Annotated in this window: 23 protein-coding genes; 4 read left to right on the forward strand and 19 right to left on the reverse strand. The window is 33.0% G+C overall.

Annotation, left to right across the window (positions count from 1 at the left end; genetic code table 11):
- Positions 1 to 65: 65 nt before the first annotated feature.
- The 8 genes from NSR03_RS05640 to NSR03_RS05675 all read right to left on the reverse strand — a co-directional run bounded on the left by NSR03_RS05640 (position 66) and on the right by NSR03_RS05675 (position 7,198).
- Positions 66 to 725 (reverse strand): type 1 glutamine amidotransferase domain-containing protein, encoded by a 660-nt coding sequence (locus NSR03_RS05640; RefSeq protein ID WP_069801511.1) that lies wholly within the window; start codon positions 723 to 725, stop codon positions 66 to 68.
- A 149-nt stretch (positions 726 to 874) separates the two neighbouring features.
- A complete protein-coding gene (gene trpA / locus NSR03_RS05645) occupies positions 875 to 1,612 on the reverse strand; it encodes a tryptophan synthase subunit alpha (protein WP_069820834.1) in 738 nt (245 codons plus the stop codon).
- Positions 1,605 to 2,819 (reverse strand): tryptophan synthase subunit beta, encoded by a 1,215-nt coding sequence (gene trpB / locus NSR03_RS05650; RefSeq protein ID WP_021338819.1) that lies wholly within the window; start codon positions 2,817 to 2,819, stop codon positions 1,605 to 1,607. Before trpB ends, trpA begins: the two co-directional genes overlap by 8 nt.
- A 2-nt stretch (positions 2,820 to 2,821) precedes the next feature.
- A complete protein-coding gene (locus tag NSR03_RS05655; protein WP_069820833.1) occupies positions 2,822 to 3,451 on the reverse strand; it encodes a phosphoribosylanthranilate isomerase in 630 nt (209 codons plus the stop codon).
- Positions 3,448 to 4,230, reverse strand: coding sequence for an indole-3-glycerol phosphate synthase TrpC (gene trpC, locus NSR03_RS05660; protein WP_069820832.1), 783 nt, complete (start codon positions 4,228 to 4,230; stop codon positions 3,448 to 3,450). Before trpC ends, NSR03_RS05655 begins: the two co-directional genes overlap by 4 nt.
- Positions 4,214 to 5,230: an anthranilate phosphoribosyltransferase gene (trpD, locus tag NSR03_RS05665; protein WP_002507666.1), complete on the reverse strand. Its 1,017-nt coding sequence runs from the start codon at positions 5,228 to 5,230 to the stop codon at positions 4,214 to 4,216. The genes trpC and trpD overlap by 17 nt, the downstream gene beginning before the upstream one ends.
- Entirely contained in the window at positions 5,199 to 5,795 is a 597-nt protein-coding gene (locus NSR03_RS05670; protein ID WP_069820831.1) for an anthranilate synthase component II, read from the reverse strand. Before NSR03_RS05670 ends, trpD begins: the two co-directional genes overlap by 32 nt.
- Entirely contained in the window at positions 5,792 to 7,198 is a 1,407-nt protein-coding gene (locus NSR03_RS05675) for an anthranilate synthase component I (protein WP_069820830.1), read from the reverse strand. The genes NSR03_RS05670 and NSR03_RS05675 overlap by 4 nt, the downstream gene beginning before the upstream one ends.
- 1,003 nt (positions 7,199 to 8,201) lie before the next feature.
- Between NSR03_RS05675 and NSR03_RS05680 the strand changes: the two genes are divergently transcribed.
- Entirely contained in the window at positions 8,202 to 8,297 is a 96-nt protein-coding gene (locus NSR03_RS05680) for a type I toxin-antitoxin system Fst family toxin (RefSeq protein ID WP_002512389.1), read from the forward strand.
- Positions 8,298 to 8,449: 152 nt separating this feature from the next.
- Here NSR03_RS05680 and NSR03_RS05685 read toward each other — a convergent pair whose 3' ends face one another.
- The 3 genes from NSR03_RS05685 to NSR03_RS05695 form a co-directional block, all read right to left on the reverse strand.
- Entirely contained in the window at positions 8,450 to 9,487 is a 1,038-nt protein-coding gene (locus NSR03_RS05685) for a M42 family metallopeptidase (RefSeq protein WP_069820829.1), read from the reverse strand.
- Positions 9,488 to 10,313: 826 nt separating this feature from the next.
- Positions 10,314 to 12,026, reverse strand: coding sequence for an ABC transporter ATP-binding protein (locus NSR03_RS05690; RefSeq protein WP_081333662.1), 1,713 nt, complete (start codon positions 12,024 to 12,026; stop codon positions 10,314 to 10,316).
- Positions 12,027 to 12,067: 41 nt separating this feature from the next.
- Positions 12,068 to 13,000 carry a D-2-hydroxyacid dehydrogenase gene (locus NSR03_RS05695; protein ID WP_069820828.1) on the reverse strand — a complete coding sequence of 311 codons (933 nt, stop codon included), beginning with the start codon at positions 12,998 to 13,000 and terminating at the stop codon, positions 12,068 to 12,070.
- A gap of 236 nt (positions 13,001 to 13,236) precedes the next feature.
- On the opposite strand from NSR03_RS05695, the gene NSR03_RS05700 reads away from it, so the two are divergent.
- Entirely contained in the window at positions 13,237 to 14,328 is a 1,092-nt protein-coding gene (locus NSR03_RS05700; RefSeq protein ID WP_056935613.1) for a prephenate dehydrogenase, read from the forward strand.
- A gap of 240 nt (positions 14,329 to 14,568) precedes the next feature.
- On the opposite strand, the gene NSR03_RS05705 is transcribed toward NSR03_RS05700, so the two are convergent.
- Positions 14,569 to 15,831: a Y-family DNA polymerase gene (locus NSR03_RS05705; RefSeq protein ID WP_021338809.1), complete on the reverse strand. Its 1,263-nt coding sequence runs from the start codon at positions 15,829 to 15,831 to the stop codon at positions 14,569 to 14,571.
- Between the two features lie 150 nt (positions 15,832 to 15,981).
- On the opposite strand from NSR03_RS05705, the gene NSR03_RS05710 reads away from it, so the two are divergent.
- Entirely contained in the window at positions 15,982 to 16,167 is a 186-nt protein-coding gene (locus NSR03_RS05710) for a 2-hydroxymuconate tautomerase (RefSeq protein WP_002507674.1), read from the forward strand.
- A 130-nt stretch (positions 16,168 to 16,297) separates the two neighbouring features.
- Here the strand turns inward: NSR03_RS05710 and NSR03_RS05715 are convergent, their stop codons facing one another.
- Entirely contained in the window at positions 16,298 to 17,278 is a 981-nt protein-coding gene (locus NSR03_RS05715) for an LCP family protein (RefSeq protein ID WP_069801491.1), read from the reverse strand.
- A gap of 139 nt (positions 17,279 to 17,417) precedes the next feature.
- Between NSR03_RS05715 and msrA the strand changes: the two genes are divergently transcribed.
- Positions 17,418 to 17,921, forward strand: coding sequence for a peptide-methionine (S)-S-oxide reductase MsrA (gene msrA, locus NSR03_RS05720; protein WP_069801489.1), 504 nt, complete (start codon positions 17,418 to 17,420; stop codon positions 17,919 to 17,921).
- Between the two features lie 110 nt (positions 17,922 to 18,031).
- Here msrA and NSR03_RS05725 read toward each other — a convergent pair whose 3' ends face one another.
- The 6 genes from NSR03_RS05725 to NSR03_RS05750 all read right to left on the reverse strand — a co-directional run bounded on the left by NSR03_RS05725 (position 18,032) and on the right by NSR03_RS05750 (position 23,620).
- Positions 18,032 to 18,946 carry a D-ribose ABC transporter substrate-binding protein gene (locus NSR03_RS05725; protein ID WP_002507677.1) on the reverse strand — a complete coding sequence of 305 codons (915 nt, stop codon included), beginning with the start codon at positions 18,944 to 18,946 and terminating at the stop codon, positions 18,032 to 18,034.
- 17 nt (positions 18,947 to 18,963) lie between these two features.
- On the reverse strand, positions 18,964 to 19,905 hold the full coding sequence (locus tag NSR03_RS05730; RefSeq protein ID WP_069801485.1) for an ABC transporter permease: 942 nt from the start codon (positions 19,903 to 19,905) through the stop codon (positions 18,964 to 18,966).
- Entirely contained in the window at positions 19,892 to 21,385 is a 1,494-nt protein-coding gene (locus NSR03_RS05735) for a sugar ABC transporter ATP-binding protein (protein WP_069801483.1), read from the reverse strand. The genes NSR03_RS05730 and NSR03_RS05735 overlap by 14 nt, the downstream gene beginning before the upstream one ends.
- A 12-nt stretch (positions 21,386 to 21,397) precedes the next feature.
- Positions 21,398 to 21,787: a D-ribose pyranase gene (gene rbsD / locus NSR03_RS05740; protein WP_056935605.1), complete on the reverse strand. Its 390-nt coding sequence runs from the start codon at positions 21,785 to 21,787 to the stop codon at positions 21,398 to 21,400.
- Between the two features lie 44 nt (positions 21,788 to 21,831).
- Positions 21,832 to 22,830: a LacI family DNA-binding transcriptional regulator gene (locus NSR03_RS05745; protein ID WP_069820827.1), complete on the reverse strand. Its 999-nt coding sequence runs from the start codon at positions 22,828 to 22,830 to the stop codon at positions 21,832 to 21,834.
- Between the two features lie 226 nt (positions 22,831 to 23,056).
- Positions 23,057 to 23,620 carry a hypothetical protein gene (locus NSR03_RS05750; RefSeq protein WP_069820826.1) on the reverse strand — a complete coding sequence of 188 codons (564 nt, stop codon included), beginning with the start codon at positions 23,618 to 23,620 and terminating at the stop codon, positions 23,057 to 23,059.
- Between the last annotated feature and the right edge of the window lie 15 nt (positions 23,621 to 23,635).

Genomic DNA, 23,635 nt, shown 5'->3' on the forward strand with positions numbered 1-23,635 from the left:
TCCAGTTTTCTTTATAGTTAGGAGTGGAACATGTATATCTGTCCCACTCCCTATCATACTATGTTCTAATTTAAAGCGTCTCGTAATGTTTCACCTATTGCTACGCTTGATTGTGGATTTTGACCAGTAATAAATTGATTATCTGTTTCTACATGTTCAGTGAAGTTGTCTTGAGTTACAAATTGAGCGCCTTGGTTTTCTAATTCTGTCTGAGTTAAAAAAGGTACTTTGTCTTCAAAGCCCATCGCACGTTCCTCTTCATCTGTAAATGCAGTTAACGTCACACCCTTCACTAGGAAGTTACCTTTCTTATCTTTAGCACCGACAAAAGCACTCGGTCCGTGACATACAGATGCAATGATTTTATCATCTGCTTTAAAGTCAGCAAGTACTGAAGCTAACTTCTGATTATGCGCAAAATCAAATACAGTGCCGTGACCTCCTGGTAAATATACAGCGTCATATTGACTCACATCTATATCTTCTATACTTGATGCTGATTTCGTTTGCTCAACAAATGCTTTATATTTATTAAGCTCACCATTCTGTGTGGAATTAGGATCTAATGGGACTTCTCCGCCATTTATTGTAGCTATATCTACATTAATGTTTGCTGCTGTTAATATATTATAAGGTTCACTTGCTTCTTCTAACCATAATCCTGTTGGTGTACCATCTTCAAATTGGTTTACACTTGTTATGATAAACAAGACTTTTTTACTCAAATTATGTCACCTCTTTTTAAAAATAAGAGAATAGCTATATTTAATTCTATGAAATTGCATCACTTTAAATTACATGCTACATACTTCAAAAATGTATTCTCTCTCTTAGTAGCGTACCCATAATTCCAACGTATTACACACACAATGCTTTATTCACTTTTTTTATCGAGCGCACTTCTAATAGAATTAAAATAGCTGACTGTGTCTGCTTTTGGATCTCGTGCTAATCGTTTAACAATTTCACTCCCTATAACCACACCATCAGAAGCTTCTATGATATCTGATACATGTTCTGGTGTACGAATACCAAATCCTGCAACCACGGGCACATTGGACATTGATTTTATATGTTTAATTCTATCTTTAAGTTCAGGATGGAACTTACCATTTTCTCCTGTTGTCGCATTCATTGTTACTGTATAAATAAATCCTTCCGCATCTTGAGCGATTTGATTACTACGTTCTTCAGATGTCGTCATAGCAATGAGTGAAATAATATTCACTTTTCTGTCAGGATGACGTTCTTTTAATTGTTGCACAAGTTCATGTGGCAAATCAGGAATGATTAAACCGTGGACACCTGCTTTTTCACAAGCTTTTAAAAATGCATCTTCTCCATAAAAATTTATAATATTATAATAAGTCATTAATACATATTTACTTGATATTGAGTCACGATGTTCAGTAAGTTGATCTAAAATATACTGAATATTGACGCCTTCTTCTATAGCTTTGCTACCAGCGTCCATAATGACTGGTCCATCAGCCACTGGGTCTGAAAATGGCACACCTACTTCAACAATATCAGCGCCTGCATCACTGACAGTTTTAAGATTTTCAATAAAAGATTTATTACCCATAATATATGGAATGAATAGTTTACGCATTAGAATCACCGCCTTCTTTCATATAATTTCTAATCGTTTCCATATCTTTATCGCCACGTCCCGAAACTGTAACAACAAGAATTTCATCTTTGCCCATCGTTGGTGCTAACGTTTCTACATAGCTTAATGCGTGTGCACTTTCTATAGCTGGAATAATACCTTCAGCTTTTGTAAATCTAACTAAAGCATCCATCGCTTGTTTATCACTTGCAGTTGCAAACTTCACTCTACCTATATCGTGATAATACGAATGTTCTGGTCCAACACCAGGATAATCTAAACCTGCAGATATGGAATGTGCTTGTTGAATTTGACCATTTTCATCTTGAATGAGATACATTTTAGTACCGTGTAATACGCCTTCTTTACCTTTGTTAATCGCTAGTGCATGTCTATCTGTATCATAACCTTCACCTGCAGCTTCTACGCCATATAATTTCACATCATCTTGAACGAATGGATAGAATGTACCAATGGCATTAGATCCACCACCAACACAAGCTACAATTGCATCTGGTAAACGCCCTTCTTTTTCTTGAATTTGTGCTTTGATTTCTGTACCGATGATTTTTTGTAAATCTCTTACAATAGTTGGAAATGGATCTGGTCCTAAAGCTGAACCTAATAAATAATGCGTATCATCTACATGACTTACCCAGTATTGTAATGCTTTATTAACAGCGTCTGATAACGTCCCTTGACCTTCAGTTACAGATTCAACTTTCGCACCTAATAATTCCATTCTAAATACGTTTAACGATTGTCTTTTAATATCTTCTTCACCCATAAATACTACCAGTTCCATATCAAATAATGCAGCAACCGTCGCACTCGCAACACCATGTTGACCCGCGCCTGTTTCAGCAACAAGTTTATTTTTACCCATTCTTTTGGCTAATAGTGCTTGGCCTAATGCATTGTTTATTTTATGCGCACCAGTGTGATTTAAATCTTCACGTTTTAAATAAATTTTGGCGCCACCAAGGGCTTCTGTATATGAATCAGCATATGTCAATGGTGTTTCACGACCAACATAGTCTTTAAGGTAACCATCTAATTCTTCTTGAAATTTAGGGTCTGCTTTGGCTTCTTGATAAGCTTGTTTCAATTCTTGAATTGCTGGCATTAACGTTTCTGGTACGTATTGACCACCATAAGCACCGAAGAAACCAAATTCATCTGCTTCTGTTTGTATGTTTTTATTCATAATTAATTTGCTCCTTTTACGAGTTTAATAATTGCTGCCATTTTTTCCATATCTTTTTCATTATTTGTTTCTATGCCACTAGCGATATCATAGCCTTGATGTGCTAAGTCTAAAGATGTTACAGCTTGTATATTGTAGTAATTCATACCGCCTGCGATTAAATAGTTAACATCGTTGATTGTTTTTAACATTTCCCAATCATATACTTTACCTGTACCACCATAAGACTTCGATGGTGTATCAATAATAAACATATCTACATTATCTTTATAATAATCAATAGCTGTCGTTAATGTTTGTTGGTCCGTTGCGGGTAAGGCTTTGATAACTTTAATGTTCGGATTACTTTTTTTAATAAAATGTACAGTTTCTAACGGTTCATTACCATGGAGTTGAATTGTTGAAATCTGCGTCTGCGTTATCAAATTGGTAATCGTGTCATAATCTGGATTAACAACGATGACTACTTTTTCTTTATCGTCAGGTATAACTTCAGTCAATTGTTTAATGGTTGGAATATCCACATACCTTTTACTCTTTGGAAAATGAATAAACCCCATCGCATCAATATTTAAGTCTTTTGCTTTGTTTACATCGGCTAATGTGCGGAAGCCACAAAACTTTAACTTCATCGTTGTACCTTGTCTAATTTTAGACCTGGTAAGAATTGACTTAAGTCATCACATTTCATTAATGATTCACCAATTAATAAACCATCTATACCCGAATCAACGATATTTTGAACATCTTGCTCATCTTTGATACCACTTTCTGAAATATAGTAATAACCTGGTTTTTTATCTTCTAAAATCTCATTTGTATGCAAGACATCTGTAATGAAACGCTTTAAATCTCTATTATTCACGCCGATAATTTTCGGATCTAATTTATATGCACGTGCCAATTCTTCTTTATCATGAACTTCTACGAGCACTTCTAAATTTTGCGATGTTGCATATCGATATAGTTCTCTTAATTCTGGGTCAGTCAAAACGTTAACGATAAGTAATATTATCGAAGCGCCTGCTTTTTTAGCAACATCAATTTGAATGGGATCTACTACAAAATCTTTACACAATACTGGTAATGATGTTTCTGTTGTTAATGCCTGTAAGCGTTCGTAGCTACCACCAAAATAATGCTCATCCGTTAATATAGAAACTGCATTCGCACCATGCGCTTCATATTCTTTTACTTGTTGCGCTAAATCTCTTGCTGGTAATCCATCAAGTGTTGGACTTTTAGATTTAATTTCAGCAATCACCCCAAGTTGATTTGAATCGTCTAATTGTGATTGGAATGTTTTTTTATGTGAAATATCCACTGCTTCTAGTGTTGATAACTTATCTTCATAATAACCTTGCTCTAGTAAACCTCTTTTATATGTTACAATCTCATCCAATATAGTCATACGTTTTGCCTCCCATTTTATTATATTGCGCTAAAGCTTTACCACTTTCGATTAATGCTTGTGCTGCTTTCACACCAGCTTCTATTGTTTCAGCTTTTTCTGCTACATAGAGTGCGATGCCTGCGTTCAAGATAACAACATCTCTCTTAGCACTATGATCTGTTCCATTTAATATATGCTTCGTGATTTCTAAGTTGTCTTGTGGTGTACCTCCAACAAGTGCTTCGTTTGGCGCATAATCTAAACCTACATCTGTTGCATTCAGTGTATATTGTTTAATTTCTTCATTTGCTGTTACTTCATAAATAATATTGTCGCCAGATAATGTAGCTTCATCCATGCCATTTGCACCGTATACAACGATTGCTTTTTTACGTCCTAAATCTGCTAAGGTTTGTGCAATTTTTTCTAATTTTGATGTTTCGTAAACACCCATGACTTGATAATCTAATTTAAAAGGATTAATGATTGGACCAGTAATATTAAATATTGTTGGATTGCTGATACCTTTTCTGATAGGTTGAATATTTTTCATTATCGGATATGTTTCAGTAGCATTTAAAAAGACCAATCCATTGTCGTCTAATTGTTTTGGTGTATCTTCAACAGTGCTTGACTTAATAGCCATTGCATTTAACAAATCCGTGCTTCCTGATGATGAAGTGACACTCTTATTACCATGCTTAATGACGGGTACACTTGCACTAGCGATAACAAAAGATACAGTTGTAGAGATATTAAAACTATTTGATTTATCTCCACCCGTGCCACAAACGCACATAGCATTAGGATAGTACGGTTGTTCACGATACATAGAATGAATTAAACTATTTGATATATAAGTTAACTCCTCTTGTGTAGTTTCTTTTTCAGAAAACGTTTCGAGCAACTCGATTTTTACGCTGTCTTCTAGATTTTTAGAAATAAGTAATTCTATAAATTCATTCATTTGTGTTTGGTTGAGTGGTTTATATTGTTTTAACTGTGTTTGTAGCTCCATCTTCTGTTACCTCCTTCATTATGTTTAAAAAGTTATTAATGATTTGTTTACCATGTGCCGTAGCAAATGACTCGGGGTGATATTGAATCCCATAATGTAACAATTGTGTGTGTTCAAATGACTGTATGCAATCTTCTGTTTGTGCCGTTATTGTTAATGTTTCAGGTAGCGTTTGAGGATTACTCATCAATGAATGATACCGCATAATTTCTGAATATTCTGGAATATCAGTGTATAACAATGTTTCTTTTGTGATACGCATTTGGTCTTTTTTACCATGTTTTATATAATCACATTGGATAACATCGCCACCATGATAACAAGTCAAAGCTTGCGACCCTAAGCAAACGCCTAAAATCGGTTTATTTTTATAATGATCAATGATTTGCATTAAATCGTCTGTATCTAATGGATGGCCAGGACCGGGTGAAATGATTACTCCGTCGATGTCCAGATTATAGATAGATGGATCATCCGGATATTTAATCATCACTTCTTCTTTCTGTGCAATCATATCTACTAAGTTATAAGTAAATGAATCATAATTATCAACTATAAGTATCATGGTGAAACCTCCAATAAGCTTTTAGCTTTTAATTTTGTTTCTTCAAGTTCTTTTTCTGGAATTGAATCATAAACCACACCACACCCTGCTTCCACATTAATGTTCGTGTCATCAATCATCATTGTGCGAATCGCTAATGCGAAATCTAAGTCGTGGTTACAATTAATATAACCAATACCGCCACTGTAAACGCCACGTTTTTGTGGTTGTACTTCATAGATACGTTGAATCGCTCTTAGCTTAGGTGCGCCTGATACAGTACCTGTGGGTAATAAACTCGCAATCACTGTCATCGGTGAATAATTGTCTTTAAGCTGTCCAGTAACTTCACTAACGATATGCATCACATGTTCGTAACGTTCAATTGTCATTAATTTACCGATTATCGAAGTCCCTGTTTCACTTACACGATGGATATCATTTCTACCCAAATCAACAAGCATACTGTGTTCGCTTAATTCTTTTTCATCGTTTTTTAAACTTGTTTCGTTTGCTTGGTCCTCTGCTTCAGTAGCACCTCGTTTTATCGTTCCAGCAATTGGATTAGTCACTACAGTTTGTCCTTTTACTTTTACAAAGCTTTCCGGTGAACTACCAACGACAATCGGCTGATCCATATTCAAGTAATACATATATGGACTTGGATTTTGACGCTTTAAATTTTGATAAAGCTGATAAGACATGGCTTGTAATTGTTGACCAAAATGATGTTCGTAACTATAAACGATAGATGGTACAACTTGGAACATATCACCTTGTTGAATAAGTGACTTCATTTTACTAATTGTATTAATAAATTGTTCAGGTGCAATATTTGATTTGATCTCTTTTTCTGTAGCTATATGTTCAAGCTCAGAAGGATAAATAGTAATTTGTTTTAATTCTTCTACACGTTTTGCCACGCGTGCTTTTAATTGCTCGTCATTTTCTTTTGAAAATAAGTTTGTTGCAATAACGTATAAATGCTCTTTGTAATGATCAAATATATATGCATCTTCAACCATATGAAACTTAGCATCATGTTGTGGATGATCTTCAAGATTGATTTGTTTTAGTACTGGGAATTCATGTCTTACTAAATCAAAACTACATGATCCTACAAAACCAGAAATAAAAGGTAATAACGCTAATGCTTCGTCTTCAATTTCTGCTTTATATTGATCAATTAAATCTTTCATTTTTCTATAAGGTTGCTCATGTTCTACTCTGTTTTCTTCTGGTGTACATACAGTCATTGTTTCATTATCCAATGTGATTGAACCGTAAGTATCGAAAATCACTATAGAATAACGCCCTTTTAGTTTCAATTGTTCTGAACTCTCTAATACGATTTTATTTTCTCTCAATCTTGCTAACGCTTCTGGTGTTACTTCTGCATTTAATCTTTGATATTGCACTTTCATTTTATTTTCCTCCTCATAAAAAAAATCAGCATCCTTAAACATTGTTAAGGACGCTGACGCGCGGTACCACCTAAATTAGTAGATATATACTTGCTTTGATCTACTCTCTCATTGATTTATTCATTTGTTATCCAACAAAACCCAATTTCAGTATATGTAGGTGTTAGTTTCCATCAACCACTAACTTTCTGCTTTCTACCTTTACATTACTTACTTCATTTTGCTTTCTTATTTTTTTGTATATAAAAAAACACCACACTAACGCATATCTGTAAGGACGCGTTACCGTGGTGCCACCTTAGTTAACAAATTATTTGTTCACTTTAAATATTATAATTTTTAATTACATCTAAAAGCCCAATTCACATTATATGTAGTGCTAATTTCCATCAACCATTAGCTTTCTGCTTGCTACATGTCATATATGCTACGTTATCTTTCAAATGGCAACCTAAGTTGCGAAAAGTAATTACCTAGTATGCTACAAGGATATTTTTAATTTGTCAACATTTGAATTTATATTAATTATTATTTTACTTTAAGCGATGATTATTGTTGAAATCATTTTGGTTATATTTTTTGAAGTTGGTTTTGAATACATAACCCCCAATGACTAGCATTAAAATAGGCATAATAATAATGAAATATATCGCCCCACTACCAAAAAAGTTAGTAAAAAATGCTAAAGCAAAAATGATGAATAATATTAAAAACAAAAGGTTTAAGATTACTGTTTTTTCATTCTGTATCTCCTTTTCATAAAAACAAAAGTTACATTCAAGCTTATTTTTAGCATAGCTTATCATCTTTGTACATGGAATCCGCTGAATTTCCATTACTATTTTATGATATTTTATATGAAAATCAATGATTTATTATCTATGAATACGATGCTTAATCAACAAAAATATAATAGAATATATTTTTAATATTATAAATGATATAATATTAGCGTCGTCTATCTCTCAGGCGTCAATATGACGTAGAGAGGAGGTGCATATTAATGATCGAAGCTCTTGTTCATACCACTGTCACAGTAATTAGTGGTTGCATCGTTACCTTATTTGCGTATTGGTTACGTAATCGTAATGACAAGTAAAAGACGACATTAACCACACCAAAAAACCCCCTCGCTATTAGTGGTAGCGAGGGGGTTGGTGCATTCAATGCACGAAACTCTTGTTAAATATATTATAACATCATATATAGGTGCAATGCAAAATTAAATAGATAATCTAGGGTTCAATATATTTATGATTGAATCGGTGCTAAACAATAAGCATGTAACAATGCTTGTGTCGCTTTTAATGAATCAATATGCGTACGTTCTAGTGCATGTGATGATTCGATACCTGCACCGAATAAGCCATGTTTTATATCTGCACCTGCTTTTAATGCTGCTGAAGCGTCAGAACTATAATATGGATAAATATCAACTTTGTATGGGATTTTATTTGTTTTACATAGATTCACGAGTTGTTCACGTAATGCCTTATGATATGGACCTGATGCGTCTTTAGCGCAGATAGAAACCGTATATTCATCTGAAGCTTGACCGTCCCCTAAAGCACCCATATCGAATGCAATAAATTCAACAATATTTGATGTGATTGAAGCATTGGCACCATAGCCTATTTCTTCATTATTAGAAATGTAAAATTGAATCGTATGCGGTAATTTGAGATTTTCTTTTTTAACTGCTTTTAAAAACTCTATAATCATGGCAACACTTGCTTTATCATCTAAATGACGTGATTTTATAAAACCCGAAGATGTGATTTGTGTTCTAGGATCAAAACTTATAAAATCTCCTACCTCGATACCTAATTGTTCTGTATCTGCTTTTGTATTCACCTTTTCATCTAGTCTTACTTCCATATGGTCTATATTTCTAGGCACATTATCATTATTACGATATACATGTACGCTTGTTTCATGTAGACATATTGTCCCTGTGTAAGTTTGTCCTGCAGAAGTTTCAATTTCGCAATATTCCCCTTCTATTGCGTTATAACTAAAGCCACCAATTAAATCTAATGCTAAACGACCGTCTTCCTTAATTTCTTTTACCATCGCACCTAATGTATCCACATGGGCTGTAATACATTTATGGTCTTGATTATTCTCGCCTTCTACAGTAATAATCAACGCGCCTTTGTTAGTAATATGAGTCGTATAACCTAACTTTTCAACTTCATCTTTAACGTATTTAACTGCCTTTTCTGCATGCCCTGAAGGACTATTAATATTCGTTAATGCTTGAATTGTCGTAAAAATGGATTCCGTCATACTATCCCCTCCTTATATGTATATCTTTAGTTTAACTGTTATTTTCTAAAATTGGTAAGATTCTGAATAGAAATTCCTATTTGATAACAGTGATACTAAACGCAAAAACTTTATCCTTTTATACAAATAGTATAAAAAAACTTTAAAATTGATTTACAGTATATGGAATTCATTATAAAATATTGTAACAAATTACATTTCATAATAAGGTGGCTGAATTATATTGAAAAAATTAATTTTAAATATAATTATGTGGGCTTTGTTTATAAGAAGCATAGTGATTTTGATAAATTGGTTTAATGGGAACAGTGACGTAAATATTATAATTATATTTGTCTATTTAGCTATTCTAACTTGGGTAATCATTTATCTCGGTTATAGCTTGGTTAAAAATCACCTTTATAAGAATATTAAAAAATGAGCCTTGATAACAATTAACTTAGACTCATTACAATATTCAGTATAAAAAATATTTTCAATATTAAAAATTAATATTTGTTTTTAACCTATCATGATAGCCATCAATACCTGTATCTAATATTGCTACTTTCATCATATATTCTGCTCTAAGTAACTTTCTAAAAATGATTGCAGCTTGTTCAGTTCACTACGATTGCTTATATCTACTTTCAAGATTCTATCTATGATTTTCTCATCATTTTCAAAGCATTCTTTATTATCATGATATAAATTATTTAAGTCCGTATTTATTTGAGCTATTTTTTAAAATTTCTTTTTTATTTTTTTAACTAAAAAGTATTTTTGGGTTTCTTCTTTTATAACCATATAAAGTTCTATTATAATTTCCATGAATATCATACCTCCGTTATTTAAAACGATTTTGACTATCAATAAAAAGTTTATATAACTTATGGGAATTATATAATTCATGATGGCTTCCTAAACCAGTTATAGAGCCATTTTCCATGAATACGATTCTATCTACATTTTTTATTGTCGACATTCTGTGAGCTATAATTAAACAAGTTTTATTTCTCATAAATTTAGTAATATTAGCTACCAAAATATTTTCAGTTTGACTATCCAAATTGGATGAAAATTCGTCTAACAAGAAAATATTACTGTTTTTCATCATAGCTCTTGATAACGCAATTCTTTGTCTTTGTCCCCCAGATAAGAATATTCCATTTTCACCTGTTGCAGTCAAAAAGTTTTTCGGAGAGTTGCTAACTGTTTGTATTAAATTTGATTTACTACAAACAGTCTGTATTGCATCAAAACACACTATGCTTTTTTTACCATAAATAATGTTATCTAATATGGTACCGCTCATTATATTGTTTTCTTGAGGAACATAACTTATGGTGTTTCTCCAATCAATTATATTAATATCTTTTATATTTTTATCACCATAAATGATTTCACCTACGTAATCTTTATAAAGACCTAAAATTAAATCAAAAAGTGTTGATTTACCTGCACCTGATGGTCCAACGATAGCAATTGTCTCACCTGGTTTTATTGTTAAGTTAATATTTTTTAGTATTGGAGTTTTATCAAATTTAAAAGTCACATTTCTGATTTTCAATTCTTGTAAATTTAATTGAACCTCATGAAACAATATTTTTTCGGTTTCTAAATTATCATCAGATAACAACTCATTAATTTTTTCATTGGCACCTCTTACTTTTTGAACCTCATTGTATAACGTTGTAAATGAAATAATAGCTGGGATTATCTGTAATACATAATACAATATTGCGATAAATGTTCCAGTACTAAGTGTGCCATTACTGATTCTAAATGTTGCATATCCTACAATGAACAATATCGTTCCTATTGTAACCAATGACATGATTGGTGCTATGACAGCTTTGACCTTTGCATCTTTCAACTCTACTTCAAGTATTTTCTCCATTATTTTATTAATCCTTTTATACTCAAAGAATTCAAATGTATAAGCTTTCACCAACTTTATATTCGTCAAAACGTTATTTAACTTAGACGTAAAAATTGATAATTGATCTTGAAGTTTTAAAGAGAGTTTATATGTAATATTTCCGATTGGGAATATTATTAAGCAAACCATTGGGATAATTGCAATAGTTATAAACATGATTTTATAGTCCAAAATAAATAACATAATGAGTGCACCTAAAAAGGTTAAAGAATAATTTAGTGCATTTGGTATGGTATTAGTCAAAAAATAATTAAGTTCTTCAATATCATTTTTAAGCCTACTAATTATTTCTCCACTTTCATATTTATAAATAGTTGCTAAATCTAATTTTAAAACATTTTCCCAAATACGACTTCTAATTTTTAACATAGATTTACTACCAATATATTTAAATATATATAAGGAAATTGATCCTAAGATTGCGCTACTTATAAATAAAACTATTATTAAAATTATATCTAAAGACTTCAATCCCGTCCTTTGAAATTGGTCTATTATTATTTTTAAATATATAGGCATTATTAAACCTGACAGTGTTGATATTATCGATATTATTAAACTTAATGCAAATAACTTTTTTGAAATTGAGGCTAATTTTATTAAATTAGTTATTTTCATTTTTATCACATGATTAGATCAGACAACTTAATTATTACAATTTAATAACCTCTACTGCAGTCTACTTGATTGGATAATGTTTCATCTCTTTCTATATGTTCTAATGTGTTATAGAAGCATGAAATAGCATCATCTAAATCTGTTAATGCTGAAATATGTGGCGTTATCGTAACATCTTCCCTGTGCCATAACTCTGATGATTTGGGTAATGGTTCTGACTCAAAGACATCTAATACTGCATGTCTGACTTTTTCAGAATCTAGTGCCTTTATAAGATGATTTGTATCAACACCCTGTCCTCTACCAACATTTATAAAATAAGCATTGTTTAAATAACTAAAGATTTGTTCATTAAATAGTTTTTCAGTTTGTTGTGTTAACGGTAAGGTACTAATAATATAATCCGATTGTTCAATCAATGTTTTGGATGTTTCTAACGTATTTACTTGTTTAAAGTACCTTTTGTTTTCGCCACTACTTGAAACACCGTATACAGTTGTGCCAAATGACGATAAAACTTTTGCTATTACTTTTCCAGTTTCACCAGTGCCGAATATCGTTATCGTTTGATCTTTCAAGGCAGCGGGTGTTTCGCATGACCAGATCTTATCTTTTTGTTGGGATTGGAATAATTTGTGATGTTGCAAATCTTTTAATATATAACTCAAACAATATTCACTCATTTTTTCTCCAAAGTCACTCACAGTTCTAGTTAATACCGTATTTGATGTCTTCCAGCCATCTATTGCTAAAAAATTATTTACACCGGCATTAAACGCATGGACCCAACTTACCTTAGCAGGATGAAATACTTTACTAGGCGCAAAGCCTACATAAGCATCTGCCCACTCCATATCACCTTCTGAAATCATATCAATCGATTGAAAACGCAAATGATACTTTTCTAAATGCATCAAATATTGCTGAAAAGCAGATTCATATTGACCAGCAATCAAAATATTTTGTATATTCAATTTCACCACTCCTATATAATTTAAATGCTTTTTATTTTGTTTTTATTCTTTCATACATAAATCTTTATTGAATTATCTCATACCTTTTCATCATACAAAGTATATATCAATTCATTAAATTATAACTTGCTTAGTAAGTTAAATCTTCATTTTCAGAGTTTATGCATATTGCGAAATAACATTTGCTGCTTTACAATGTTACTATTCTGAAAATTTTGATAGAGGTGATTCGCACAATGAAACAAATACTTTTCGTTGGCTTAGGTCTTATTGGCGGAAGTCTAGCGAGTAATTTAAGATATTATCACGATGATATAGAAATCACAGCTTATGATGCAGATACCTCTCAATTAGATAAAGCTTTATCTATAGGTATTATTGATTTTCAATCGACAGATTATAAATCGAGCGTTGAAAGTGCAGATATCATCATTTACGCAACACCGGTACAACAAACGATAAAATACTTACAAGAATTACCAAACTATCATATGAAAAAGAATGTGATTATTACAGATACTGGCAGTACAAAGTCAACCATCCAACAATATGAACAACTTCTTTTATCTCACGATATCCATCTGATTGGTGGACACCCTATGGTGGGTAGTCATAAGTCAGGTGTGTTAAATGCAAAAAAACATTTATTTGAAAATGCATTTTATATACTCGTTCATAATGAATCAGCTAATGACATGGCTTTTGAAGAAATCCAAAGTTTATTAAAAACTACAGATGCGAAGTTTATTTCTATAACTCCAAAAGAGCATGATTTCGTGACAGGTGTCGTAAGTCATGTCCCCCACATCATTGCTTCGAGCTTGGTACATTTAAATGCCAATCATGCTGATGAATCTAGCCTTGTAAAAACACTTGCAGCTGGTGGCTTTAGGGATATCACAAGAATTGCGAGTGGTAGCCCTGTTATGTGGCGAGACATTACGATTGAAAATAAAAACACAATCTTAACTATTTTAAACGAATGGAAAACACAAATGGAAGATGTTATTGCTCTCATTGAGCGTGATAGCTCTGATGACTTATATGATTTTTATAACGATGCTAAAATATATCGTGATGAACTTCCCCTTAAATCACAAGGCGCGCTATCTATTGAGTATGATCTATATGTGGATATTCCGGATAAATCGGGTATGATAAGCAAAGTTACAAATATCTTGAGTTTACATAATATTTCTATAAGCAACCTAAGAATTTTAGAAGTGCGTGAAGATATTTATGGTGCATTACGTATTAGTTTTAAAAACCCAGAAGATCGCAAGAAAGGTGCTGAAGCACTGAGCGATTTTGATACTTATATAGCCTGATTTAATTAATAAGCCAAACGCTAATAAAGACGTTTGGCTTATTTTTATATTTAACATTATTAATTCCTAACTATTATTTAATAATGATAGTGATTTGAGCTGAATCTTGCGAAAAAAACACGAGCCGAAGACTATAGACTGATGCTGTGATCGAGAAGATCGCGTACAAATCAATGCTTTACGTCGAATAATTTTATCAACAGGTTTAAACACTTCATTATCTAATATGCTAAGCATTTTTTACATCTTATGACCTGCCATGAGTCCTAGACGGCCGTGTTTTGTACCCGCATCAGTATAAGATACAGCTTTAGATACGATGCCTCGACCAAATTTCTGATGTAAGGCATCAATGGTTTTTGCTAATTTTTCATTTCTTTTTCTTTCATATTCATCTATAAACAAGTTTAACTGTCTGTCTTTTTCATCTATAAATTTCGTTAATGAAACACTTACAGTTCTAAATAACATAGTATGATCACATAATTTATCTGCGAAATGTTCAACGACTTTATAAATTTGCTCTTCCAAATTCGTCGGATCCGGTAAGGTGTATTGTTTATTAACGCTACCTTCATCACTATAACCAAATGAAAAATGAATTGTTTTTGCTAATTGATTTCTTGCCCTAACACGACTAGCAACATCTTCGATCAACTCACGCATGACAACCTTAGCTTCTTCATAATGATAATCGCGCATCAGTATTTGACTCTTACAAATCGACGGGTTCATTACTTCATATTTATCTCTTACTCTACTTTGGTCTATGCCATTCGCATGTAAATGTAAATCAACGCCTACAATACCTAAATCTCTCTTTAAATATTGATAAGGATAATTGGCTAAATCACCTATAGTAAAAATACCTCGTTTATTCAATTTTGCTTCTGTTTTCCTACTAATTCCCCAAAATTCACTTAACGGCTGAATAGGCCAAAGTTTATTCGGGACATCTTGGTAACGCCACTCTGCAATTAAACTAGAAGAATGTTTCGCTTCTACGTCCATTGCGATTTTACTTAAAAGCATATTTGAGCCAACACCAATAGAACAGTTAATTCCTGTCTCTTCTTCGATCTCACATTGCAGTTTTTCACAAAAAGAATGAATCGTAGTACTAAAACGGTGATAGCTATCCGTAACATCCATAAAAAACTCATCAATACTATATTGATGTAGATCTTCTGGCGCTACATAACGTAATGCAATTTTTGATATTGCTACGGACACTTCCAAATATTTTCTCATACTCGGATTAATAATATATATGTCGCTTCTATGTGGTATTTCGAACAGTCTTGACCCAGTTTTAATACCTAGTGCTTTTAAAGGTCCTGTAGCAGCTAAAACAACTGATCCTTGTCTCTTCGTATCGGCAACAACGGCTAATTTCTCCTTCAATGGATCTAATCCTTTTTGAATACAAGACACACTTGCAAAAAAACTCTTTTGGTCTATACACAATACATCTCTTTCTTCCACTAGATTATAATCATACATATCAAATACCTCCCTCAATTAATTCTATTATATAAGAACAAGTGTTCTCATTCAATACTAATAAGAACAATTGTTCTATTTTAATTGTTTTTAGAATTTTGAGAATTTTCATGATATAATAAGTTCAAACTGTTATAGGAGGAAATACATATGCCAATCGTTAATGTAAAATTATTAGAAGGTCGTTCAGATGATCAACTTAAAGATTTAGTCTCTGAGGTAACACAAGCTGTAGAAAAAACTACAGGCGCTAACAAAGAAGCAATACAAGTTGTTATTGAAGAAATGAAAGCATCACACTATGGTGTTGCTGGCGTTAGAAAATCCGACCAATAAATTATCTATGCTAAATTTATACTTATAGACAACCCCAAACAAAAATTTTAATGACAAAAAAGGTAGACAATCATAAAAATGACTGTCTACCTTTTGTTTTGTCATTACCACATATGGTAACTTCCTTATATTATTCGTTTAAAAACTTCTGAACTTCTTCTTTATTTTTCGCTTTATCGATTTCTAATGCACTACCATCACCAAATGTTTGAATATCTTGGTAACTTCCTTCGACAGGTAACGTTAGAGAATCAACATTTTTATCGCCTCTAATACCAAAGTTTAAACCTGCTTGCATAATTGCAGAGTCTGGCATGTTCGTATTCAAGTAACCTCTTAAAATACCAGCAACACGTGGCAATTTAGGAAGTGTATCGATACTTGCAAGTTCTCCTTTAAGTGCTTGCATCACTTGTTGTTGTCTACGGACACGACCAAAGTCCCCTTCAGCATCATGTCTAAATCTAGCATAACCTAAAAGTTCTTTACCATTTAATCGATGGTGACCTTCTTTCAGTGATACGCCTATATTTTTTGACATATCTTTTTCAACATCTATAGGTACACCGTTAGGTTCTAGTTCATCAATCATTTTTTCAAAACCAGTAAAGTCTAAAATAGCGTAATACTCAGGATCTACACCTAAGTTTTTCTTTAGCGTTTTTCTCATTAATTCTGGACCGCCTATAGAATATGCAGAGTTAATCTTATGTTGCCCATTTCCAGGAATATCCGCATAGATATCACGCATGACAGACATCATTTTCAGCTTTTTATGCACAAAATCATATTGAGCAATCATGATAGAGTCTGTTCTGGAGATACCGCCTTGCTCCTTATCTGCACCTAATACCATGACTGTAATCTTACCGTCATTTTTTTGAGCACCATTAAATTTATGCTGTTTCAGTGTTTTACCATGGTCTTTAGCATAATCAATACCTGAATTATAACCATGAATTGCATAACCAATCACTATCGCCAATAGGATAATGATAATTAGAATAATGAAGGGAAGCTTTCTAATCCGCTTCTTTTTCACCCTTCGTAAAGGGGCTTGTGTTGTTTCTTCGTTCGCATCTGATGTACTTCTTTTTTTGTCCTTATTCATTAGTATCAACCTTATATCTTCAAAATTGCACTTCTATGTACTATAATTAACATATATTAAAGTTATATAAAAAGAGTATAAAAATCAAGTAATATCTTAATATATGGTACTAAGGTCTAATACAGAAAGGATGTTAAGCATGAATATAAACAAAGCATACTTCGCCGGAGGTTGCTTTTGGTGTATGGTCAAGCCTTTTGACACGTATGAAGGTATTGAACAAGTAACCTCTGGTTATATGGGAGGTACAGTTGATAACCCGTCATATGAACAAGTCAAGACTGGCAACACTGGGCATTATGAAACCGTCGAAATCGAATACGATGTCGCATTGTTTTCATATAATAAATTATTAGAAATTTTCTTTTCTGTAATAGATCCAACTGATGACGGCGGGCAATTCCAAGATAGAGGTTCACAGTATAAGACAGCTATTTTTTATTCTAATGACAATCAAAAGGAAGTAGCTGAAACGTATATCGAAAAATTAAAACACACGATTAATAGAGACAAAGCAATTGCAACTCAAATCTTGCCCGCTTCTAAGTTTTATAAAGCTGAAGCAGAACATCAAGAATTTTATAAAAAAAATCCAGAACGTTATGCCGAAGAACAAAATGAACGTCAAAATTATAAGCACTAACAAATCAATCATAAAAGCCGGAGCATATCTTCTATGCATCCGGCCTTCTTATACTATATGATCGTACTCACTTGTTAATCTGCTATAGCGTTTCAAGCTATTTTTAGCTACTACTCTTGTTTTTTCATTTCTAATGGAATCTTATTCTTCTTCTCTATTTCCTTACCATTGTGTAAATCTATTACTGTTTTCAAACTTTCTTCACCCATCAAATCAGGTTGTTGCGCGACCGTAGCATATAACTTACCTTTGTCTACTGATTTAATTGCATCTTCATTACCATCGAAACCAATAACTTTAATATCTTTGCTACCAACCGCTTCTATTGCGCCTAATGCCATTTCATCATTTTGTGCAAAGATGGCTTTAATATCTGGATGTGCTTGAATAATATTTTGAGTTACGTTCAATCCTTCTGTTCTATTAAATTTCGCACTTTGTTTGGATACCACGTCAAGTGAGTCATCTGCTACGTTATGGAACCCTTTACCACGTTCTCTTGTAGCACTTGCCCCAGGTATACCTTCTAACTCTGCAACTTTAGTACCTTCTCCAAATTTATCAACGATGAGGTTTGCAGCCATTTCTCCACCTTTAACGTTATCTGACGCAATAAATGAAGCGACTTCCCCTTTAGCAACTTCTCTATCTAAAGTTACTACTGGTATATTCTGATCATTCGCTATTTGTATACTACCAGAAATTGCATCTGAGTCTGTAGGATTCACAATAAGATAATCTACATTTTGTTGTATTAAATCATCAATATCGTTTGCTTGTTTTGCTGCATCATCTTGCGCATCTGCAAACTTCACTTTAACACCTTGTTTTTTTGCCTCGTCTTCAATACCATCTTTAATTTTCACAAAGAATGGGTTGTTTAACGTGGAGATACTTACACCGATGACAATATCAGATTTTTTCTTATCTGACTTACCACCATCATTATTTTCCAAAGGAGACTCAAGTGAACATCCTGTTAAAAATAATAAAATAGCAATTGCACTGATTAATATTTTTTTCATCTTGTTAACCTCCCACACTATTTATTCTTTCTATCAATTAATACAGCTATGATAATCACTACACCTTTAACAACCTGTTGATAGAATGATGAAACTCCTAATAAGTTCAAACCATTGTTTAACACACCGATAATAAGTACACCGATTAATGTACCGAGTATGCGTCCCTTACCACCCGTAAGTGATGTACCACCCAGTACAACGGCTGCAATCGCATCTAGCTCATATGACATCCCTGCTGTTGGTTGAGCAGAGTTTAAACGTGATGTTAATATTGCACCTGCCATTGCCGACATTAAGCCAGCTAAGCTATAAATCATGATTTTTAATTTATTTACTTTAATACCAGAAATAAATGCTGCCTTCTCATTACCTCCCATAGCATAAGTTTGTCTACCAAATACTGTTTTATGTAGCAAAATATATAAAATGATAAACGTAACAAACATTGTGACTGCCGGAACAGGTATGCCTAAAAAGTAACCACGACCAAATAATTGGAATGCATAGCTCCCATTTAAGTTTGTAATCGGGTTACCATCCGTAATTACGAGTGTTAAGCCCCTAAAGACGGTCATAGTAGCCAACGTTGCGATAAATGGTGCCATCTTACCTAAAGTAATTAACAAACCATTAACTGCCCCTAAAACTGCACCAAAGATACATCCAAGTAATAGGGCAATTATTGAATCTACACCTGATACCATTAAAATTGCTACCATTGCACTTGATAACGCCAATGTAGAACCGACCGACAAATCAATACCGCCCGTTAAAATAACAAATGTCATACCAAATGCAATGAGTCCATTAATCGATACTTGTCTCAGTAAATTAAATAAGTTGGATGGTTCTAAAAATGCATTGTTTAATGCACTAATGATAATAACTAATAAGATTAACCCAATAAATGGAATTATTTTTTCTAAATATGAAATTGATAATTTAGACTGTGTCATGTACTTCCCCTCCAGTAGCTAATGTCATAATACGTTCTTCTGTTAATGATGCTTTCTCTAACACGCCTACAATATTTCCTTCATGCACAACGGCCACTCTATCACTCATACCTATGATTTCAGGTAATTCTGATGAAATCATAATGATAGACATGCCTCGTTCGGTCAATTCATTCATCAATTGATAAATCTCTCTTTTCGCACCTACATCAATACCACGCGTAGGCTCGTCTAATATGAGAACATGTGGCGCAGTCGCTATCCATTTGGCAATCACAACTTTTTGCTGGTTACCACCTGATAAATCCACACAAGCATCATTTTTCTTACCTTTAATATTCAAGCGTTGAATCATTTGTTCTGCATATTGCTCCATAGAACTTCGTGTTAAAAAGCCGGATTTCGAAAAACTTTTCAACGCTGGTAATGAGATATTTTCTAATATTGAATCTTGCAGCACCAAACCTTCTTCTTTTCTGTTCTCTGTGATAAATGCTAAGCCTTGTTTGATAGATTGATTAGGATTATTTATCTGTAATTGTTTATTATTGAGCGTTACTTGCATATGCCCTTTATCTAAACCGAACAATACACGCATAATTTCAGAACGTCCTGCACCCATCAATCCGCTAAAACCTAAAATTTCACCTTTATGTAGATTAAAGTGAATATCATTCAATTTATGTTCAGTTGAACTGAGGTTTTTAACAGAAAGAACAACTTCCTCATCTTGTGTGTAATGTCTATCTGGGTATTGATTATCTAAGTCTCTACCAATCATTGCCTTAACAATCTTCGCATTTGTTGTATCTGCAGTTGCAGAAGTTAAAATAGAACGTCCGTCTCGCATTACTGTAATACGATCTGAAATACTGAAAATTTCTTCCATTCTATGAGAGATATAGACAAATGACACGCCTTCACTTTTTAGTTTTCGAATTTGTTCAAATAAAATATCAATCTCGTTATTTGTTAATGCTGCAGTAGGCTCATCCATAATAATGACTTTTGAATCTTGCATTAAAGCTTTACTAATTTCTAACATCTGTTGCATACCTACAGATAAAGCACCCGCTTCTTTATTTAAGTCAATATTAATATTTAACTTTTTGAAAATAGCATTCGCCTGTTTTTTCATCGCTTTATTATCAACAATACCTAAGAACTTTGTTTCCTCTTTACCGAGAAATAAATTTTCTAATACCGTTAAATTAGGCCATATATTTAACTCTTGTTGTATGAACGACACACCATTAAGTTCCGCGTCTTTGGTATTTTTAAATTGAATCGCTTCACCGTTTTCTTCCACAGACCCACTATCCGACTTATATACACCAGTGAGTATTTTCATCAATGTACTTTTTCCAGCACCATTTTCTCCCATTAAGGCATGTATCTCACCATCACCGATTTCAAAATCCACGCCTCTTAATACGTCATTTTGCCCAAATGATTTATATATTTGTTCCATCTTTATCATCTTATTCACCCCTTAAAATAAAACACCGCTTGTTAGTACGACATTAGCAAATGGTTTAGCTTCGCCTGTGCGAATGATGGCTTTAACTGTTTTACTTTGGACTTTGAATTGCTCATGTGATGTCGTTTGAATTTCAATATTTTCAGCTGATAATGTCTGGTATAATGTCGTGTTTTGCGTTATCATTTCTTCAGCTAATGTCATTTGCTCGATTTCCATATGTTTTTTTATAAGATTAAACACTTCTATAAAAGAAGGCTTTCCAAATTCCAATGCTAGATCAATCTTTTTCACACCTTCTGGAACTGGAAGTCCACAATCTGCAATGATAATTTGATCTGTATGCCCTAAATCACTTAACAATTTTGAAATTTCACTATTTAATATACCTGTCTTATACATTCAATCACTCCTAAAATTTTATGTAACCTGTTACATGTTGCGCATTAAAATCTCGTACTTTCCCTTCGCCTCACTGTAATTGCTACTTGATCAACGTGATGTTCGTCTCCCTCCTCATATAAATTGAGTAGTTTCGATACAGCAAGCTCACCTATACGGTATGCCGATTGGTCTATTGTTGTAATTTGAGGAAATGTCATTTTTGCAAATGGTATGTCATCATAGCCAACAAGTTGTATCTCTTTCGGCACTTTAAATCCATGTTGTTGAATAACACCTAATATTTTAATCGCAATTAAATCATTACTACATATAATGCTATCGATATGATTTTGGCGTATTTGTTTAATAAATTGTGCTTCGTCATCTATTTGGTCTTCTTCACAACCGCAATATGACACATTATGTTGGTTGAGTACTGTTTCTACACCATTCACGCGTGATTGGAATGCAGCTACGTTTAAATCAGAATGTACGATTAATACGTGCTGTGCCTGTCCTTCAATGATTAATTGAGCTTGGAGTTGACCACCTTCAAAATGATTTGTTGAAATCCCTTTATTGCCATCATGAATACGATCAACAAATACAAATGGAATACCATATGAATGAAGTGTATTTTCAATTACATTTTCATTTAGTGCTGTTGAAATCATACCCGTACAATTGTGTGCTACAAATGTAGAAAGATAATTTTTCGCTTTATCAATATCGTTGTCGCTATTACCTATCAATACTTGGTAACCGTGTGCTAAAGCGACATCTTCTACTCCACGAGCAATAAGTGTGAAAAACGGATTACTAATATCTGGAAGCAATAATCCTATCATTTTAGATTTTCGCTTATATAGCGTACGTGCCGCTTCATTCGGTTGATAATTCAGCTCGCTAATCGCACTTTCAATTTGTGCTCTTGTTTGTGCTTTTACGTAACCATTATTATTGATTGCTCTAGAGACAGTTGCTACTGAGCATCCTGCCAATTGAGCTACTTCTTTTATAGTTGCCAATGCAATCACCTCAATTTGTGTAACCGCTTTCATATTACCACACCTTTTTATAATTTAATAGAACAATCATATGTTCTATTTATTAGATTAATTTTCTGTAGAGATATTTGCAGTTTTTTAAAATAAAAAACGGTATTCTTTTAACTTTAGAATACCGCTCTTACATATCAATGCCTTTATCAAATTATATGTAATGTCGTTCAATACTAAGACTATTGATCTAGTTATATTAAATAACAAAATTACCACATTGTACTTTTTAACGATTACCGGTTACTTGATCAATACTTTCTATCCCTTTAATTTCACCATTTTGACCTACATAAACTTTTACCGAAAATTTATTATTAGGATTATCATCATAAATCATTGTATTTTTTTCGTAGTTTATTGTTCTTGTACCATGTACTTGTCTAAATTGTTGTACATTCACGTCTTCCGGTATGATAAAGAAGCGGCTCACTTTATGATTCGTGTAGTGGACCCCGATGTTACCGTATTTAACAACTTTCACACCGGCTATATCAATTGTTTGCTCACTTTTACCAAATTCAGCTTCTATTTTACCTTTGTGCATGCCCTTTGATACTTTATAATAACCATGTCTTGTATCACTATTCATGAAATCTGTGCTAAATTGCTGCGCTAACACATCTATTTTCGGCGTATGACCGTTACTTTTTTCTTTATTGTGCTCGTTACTCTGAGAAACTTGTTTTGTCCCTTTATAATTAGAATTAAGGGATTGGTATAAAAACGTGCCAGCAACGATTAATGCAATGACTAATAAGGCTAAGATAATACTAATTATGATTTTCTTCATTTTAATACGCCCCAA

Source organism: Staphylococcus sp. FSL W8-1207, assembly GCF_038003745.1.
GTDB classification, from domain to species: Bacteria; Bacillota; Bacilli; order Staphylococcales; family Staphylococcaceae; genus Staphylococcus; species Staphylococcus equorum.